A 4,743-nucleotide genomic window follows, 5' to 3' on the forward strand; every position below is an offset into this window, starting at 1 on the left:
CCAAATGATCTGATCGATCGACTTAACGCTCGCAAGTGCGAAGCGTGCAGCGATACGACGGGACCATTCGAGATGCATCATCTCCGCCGGCTAGGAGACTTGCGAAGCGGATCGCTGACGGTCTGGAAACGGTCCGGTTGGCGGCGCAAGACCATTGTCCTGTGCCCGTCATGCCGTACAGCCGTCTCCGGTCGAGAGCATGCGCGTACGGAAAGCCGTGTGCACTGAAAGGTGCCCGCACGGTTTGGGGGGAGGCGTAGGGATATCCTCTTCGAGGTGTCCCGCGCCTACCCTACCGGGACGCAAAGCGGCTCGGTTCACAAGAGCCCGATGCGGCGCAAGCCGCGCGCGCGCCAGCGGAACGACCCGCTCGCATTCAAATCGGATGATCTAGATTCCTCGCGCGCATTCGTCTGCGCCTCATAGATCCGGATCTGGAGCATGGGACACATTTCTTTAGTTCTTGTCCACCTGTCCTGGCACCGTTTCTGGTTTGCAAATTCGACTTTCAGTTGGCGGTCCACTTCAGTGCGTAACCTGAGACCGGCAATTCACCGGTACGCCGCAAGAAAGAATCCGGCGACGAAACAACAACGGACCCGACCGAGCTCACCCGCCCGCTACGACACACCCCTGAGAGCCAGCTCGAGGCTCTGGCTGCGATCGCACAGGACGCCCCCGCCCGGCGCGCGTGAATTGATCAACTTTGATCAGGGCATCGCGGACAGCCCGCCGACGGCGATCCTCCGGTGCGAACAGGAGGATCATCCGATCAGGGCAATTGGCGAAGCCAGACAATGATGATCCCGTCGCTGACTGGGACCCGCCTCGTGTCGGAGACACCTCACGAGAGGTCCGATGACCAACAACGATTTTGACCTTGCGAGGCGAAAAATCGTTCTTTCCATCTAGCTTATCGCGCGATCACCCCGGAGAGCGATGCCTTTGCGTCCGGCGGTTGTCACATAGTTTCTCCGCCCCGATTTTGCGTGCTTGGCCAGCGCTTCCCTGTGTGGGTGACGATAGACGTTGCGATAACCGTAAGAAATGACGAGCGTGCCGCCCCTTCTATTGGGCCTCGGCACCGACCTTTGACTCGCGTTGAAGCGCGCGCCGTGATGAGTTGCAACGAGATGATCTATTCTATGCGCATTGGAATGCATGAGGTGCGCATAATCGGCGTCGCCCGCCAGCAAGGCTGATCGGCCACTCGCGAGGATGGCAAGAACTGTCAATCCGCTGTCATTGAGGTCTCCGACAGGGCCTCCGCTCCGCACCAACTCGCCGAATGGAAAGCGAATGCGCGCATTGGCGGGACGCACCAGCAGGTTGCCCTTCTCGCCAAGCATTCGTGCCAGTCGCGCAGCGCCTGGCCCAAGCCGCTGATCGGGAACAATCCACGGACAATCAAGGAAATGCGGGAATTCGAAGGCGCCGTGAAGATGATCCCAATCCCAATGCGACAGAATGATCGGCGCTCTCTCGTTCGGATCGATGTTGAACTTTGAGGGTCGCGTATGACGATTGAAGGAGATCGGCAGTCCGACGTCAAAATGCAGAACGGCACGGCCGAGGTCGTCGCAGAGAGAGACGAAATTTGCCTGACCCACATCTCTGACCAGGACTGTTCCCGCTTGCGGGACACTCTTGAGAATCGTTGAGATTTTGGCACGACTTGCTGGGTTTGTCAGTGCCATGCAAGCACCGGCGAGCGGAGATGGCAGTACCAGCCTCGGGGCAACAGAGGCACCGAGACTCTGAGGTCTTGATCTCGGGCCCGTGAGCTCATCCGGTGCATCGAGCCGCCGCGCATAGGTCAGGACGCCGCGTGAGTGGACTGAATAACCATTTCCTTGGAGCTGAGCGTGCCAGGCTGGCAGACCGGACCGTCCAGGCTCGATCTCGAGGTAAAACCAGTCGGCCGGCGCAGGCGTAGCACCCGCAAAGTCGCCGAACCTCGCCGGCGTCGTCACGACACGCAGGAGCGCGAACGGCTTGGTATGATCAGCATGAAAGCCATCCAAAAGCTGCGGTCCGGCGCCATCGACGTAATCGGCATCGATGCAATCGAATTTGTAGGACGCACGGCGTTGAGGACTCGTACTCAATGAATCCACGCGCGAGACACGCGCATAGAGCGACCTGCTGGGAAACTCCGGAGGAAAGAAGAAGAAGAAGATGGCCTCCTGTTTCAAAATTTGGCTGAGGCAGCGGCTTTATCGGCACCGTGGTCTCGAGGAGAGGGTCTATTTTCTACGAACCGAAACAGTCCGGTGAAAGAAGCATCCAACCTCCCCCAGCATGATTCTGGTAGAACTATCCGGACTTTGTGAATTCCTCCGTGAGCGTTGCCTGATAGAGCTCCTCAATCCTTGTGACCTCATCTGGGGTCAATTGAGAAAATTCGCTATCGCGGGCACGCTTCGAGAGACGTCCTCCGTTCTGTCGTAAGAATCCAAGAAGATTATTAAGCGTGCGCTCCGGCATATCGACCATCTTTTCAATTTCGGCGCGGAAGGTATCGAAATTGCGTAAAAATCGGGTCTCCTTCGGAAGATCCTGTTCGATGGTCCTTTGCACACATTCGTACAGAAATTCGGCGTGGGGCGTCGCGTCAAAGAAGCGATAGAAATCACCTGTAGCGTTCATGACGTTGACGTTACCATTTGAGGTCACCTCCCATTCAACAATGGGAAGTAATCTGCTCGAGTAGCTTTCCAATACTTCCTTGTATTCGCCAATCTTGTCGAGAATGGCTGCAGAAACCGGAAAGTGGATCCCGGCGGGATTGAATCCGCGCCGTGCCAGCACGTGGTGCATCAAGTACCGATGAATGCGGCCATTGCCGTCCTCGAACGGGTGGATATAGACAAATCCGAAGGCCAATACGGCGGCAGCGACGACTGGATCAAGCTCATTTTCCGCGGCTTGATCAAACGCGATCAGGCCCTGCATGAGGGAGGCGATATCTTCATGACGCGCGCTGATATGATCCGGAATTGGCCGCTGCGTCTCCCGGTCGTGCTCACCGACGAAGCCACCCTCATGACGAAAGCCGAGCTTCACGAAGCGCTCATCGCCGATCACGATCCGCTGCAGGCGCAGAAACTCCGCTTCATCGAGCGGCACCCGCCCGGCTTCGCCGATGACCCTCCCCCACCGCTGAATCCGGTCCTGCGGCGGTCTCTCGCCCTCGATGACATAGCTTGACTTCGAGTCCTTCAGAAGAAGGAAGGCTGCAGTGCGCGCGAGCAAATCTTTCGGAACTTGGCTCACCACAACGCGAGCGCGCTCCTTGAGGTCCTGTGCAATAAATTGCGCCAGTCTTCTCGTCTTGAAAACGAGCGGACAGAATTCCGGTGTCCCTGGCAGGTTGTCGCGGACGCGATGCCGTGCCGAATTCTGGCCAGAGCTTGCGTATTGAAGTTCGCTATCGACGGCGTCGACGTAAGAGATCTTGTCTGCCGCTGGCAGATCGAGCTGGCGGTTCAGTAGCCACTCATAGAGAAACCAGATCCGACGTGTGTAGAGCCCGTTCGGCTTCTCCCTCACAAGCTCCGCAATCTCGTTCTCCTTCACGGCGAGGACAGATCGCCGCGGTCGCCGTGGCTCGGAAGCTCACTGTGCTCTGCTGGCATTTGTTGACGAGGGGCGAAGATTACCTGTGGGCCCGCCCAGCGCTCGTCGCCAACAAGACCCGCGCGATACAACTTCAAGCCGGACATCCGCAACAGAAAGGCAACCGGCGTGGACCAGCCTATACCTACAACATCAAGGCGCTGCGCGACCGCGAGATGTCGATTGCCACCCAGGCGGAGCGAAGCTACGAACGGTTCATGTCGCAATGGAAAGCGCGGCGGTCAAAAACCGGCGCGCGGGCGCCTCAGTTCGGCAAGACAAAATAGGCAGTCCGGTGACGCTTGCAGCCGACGCGTCACGCTTCGCCACGAGGTCGCCCGCGCCCAACAAACATAATCGCAGCTGACGGCAACGTCCAGCCGGGCCAGTCCCGTTCCACGCAGCGTGCCGCCGTGCTCGGGCCGGTCAGGGCCAAGCCTTGCGGTGGCCGCAAATGCGGCCAGCCTTGACCGCCCCTGCGCGCGGCGGCTGAGTGATCGGTGGCCGGGACGGAAGAATGACCCGCAGCGCGACCGAACAAAAGAATGGACTTACAGCGATTTTCGCAGTCGCCGTCTCGGTCTTGAAGAAATCGCTTGTCCATCTCATCCGTCGAGTGCAGCTTGGCCCGGTGCGCGGCCGGGAAGCTCATGTAGGCCAGCACGTCGGTCTCGGCCTCATCGAGGAACGCCGCGAGCTTCGGCAGTTTGGGGCGCAGCTGGTCGGCGATGCGCCGCCATTGCGCCTGCGCCGCGTCGGCGTCGTCCTGGGCAAAGGCTGTGGCGATGAAGGCCGAGACCACGCGCCGCCCGCTCTTGCCGGCGTGTGCCAGCGCGTTGCGCATGAAGTGGACGCGGCAGCGTTGCCAGGTGGCGTTGAGAACCTTTCCGACCGTGGCTTTGATCCCCTCATGGGCGTCGGAGACGACGAGCTTGACGCCGCGCAGGCCGCGCCGCGCGAGCTTGCGCAGGAACGCGGTCCAGAACGTCTCCGCTTCGGAGGGGCCGACATCCATCCCAAGCACTTCTCTGCGGCCGTCACTGTTGACCCCGACTGCGACGATCACCGCAACCGACACGATGCGACCCTGCTGGCGCACCTTCACGTAGGTGGCGTCGATCCACA

The 4,743-nt window shown here is 59.6% G+C and carries 4 protein-coding genes and 1 pseudogene; 2 read left to right on the forward strand and 3 right to left on the reverse strand.

Translation table 11 applies throughout. The features are described from left to right. Positions 1 to 12 precede the first annotated feature (12 nt). Positions 13 to 228, forward strand: coding sequence for an HNH endonuclease (locus E4K65_RS50195; RefSeq protein ID WP_430649067.1), 216 nt, complete (start codon positions 13 to 15; stop codon positions 226 to 228). Between the two features lie 680 nt (positions 229 to 908). Here the strand turns inward: E4K65_RS50195 and E4K65_RS46320 are convergent. Both E4K65_RS46320 and E4K65_RS46325 read right to left on the reverse strand, forming a co-directional pair. Further along, positions 909 to 2,195 (reverse strand): ComEC/Rec2 family competence protein, encoded by a 1,287-nt coding sequence (locus E4K65_RS46320; RefSeq protein ID WP_235886066.1) that lies wholly within the window; start codon positions 2,193 to 2,195, stop codon positions 909 to 911. Positions 2,196 to 2,316: 121 nt separating this feature from the next. Then, positions 2,317 to 3,579 carry a Fic family protein gene (locus E4K65_RS46325; protein ID WP_135179716.1) on the reverse strand — a complete coding sequence of 421 codons (1,263 nt, stop codon included), beginning with the start codon at positions 3,577 to 3,579 and terminating at the stop codon, positions 2,317 to 2,319. A 26-nt stretch (positions 3,580 to 3,605) separates the two neighbouring features. On the opposite strand from E4K65_RS46325, the gene E4K65_RS46330 reads away from it, so the two are divergent. Continuing rightward, positions 3,606 to 3,905: a hypothetical protein gene (locus E4K65_RS46330; protein WP_209312167.1), complete on the forward strand. Its 300-nt coding sequence runs from the start codon at positions 3,606 to 3,608 to the stop codon at positions 3,903 to 3,905. Between the two features lie 319 nt (positions 3,906 to 4,224). On the opposite strand, the pseudogene E4K65_RS46335 reads toward E4K65_RS46330, so the two are convergent. Next, positions 4,225 to 4,743 (reverse strand): annotated as a pseudogene (locus tag E4K65_RS46335) (IS256 family transposase); the annotation flags it as partial.

The organism is Bradyrhizobium niftali (assembly GCF_004571025.1).
Taxonomy (GTDB): Bacteria; Pseudomonadota; Alphaproteobacteria; order Rhizobiales; family Xanthobacteraceae; genus Bradyrhizobium; species Bradyrhizobium niftali.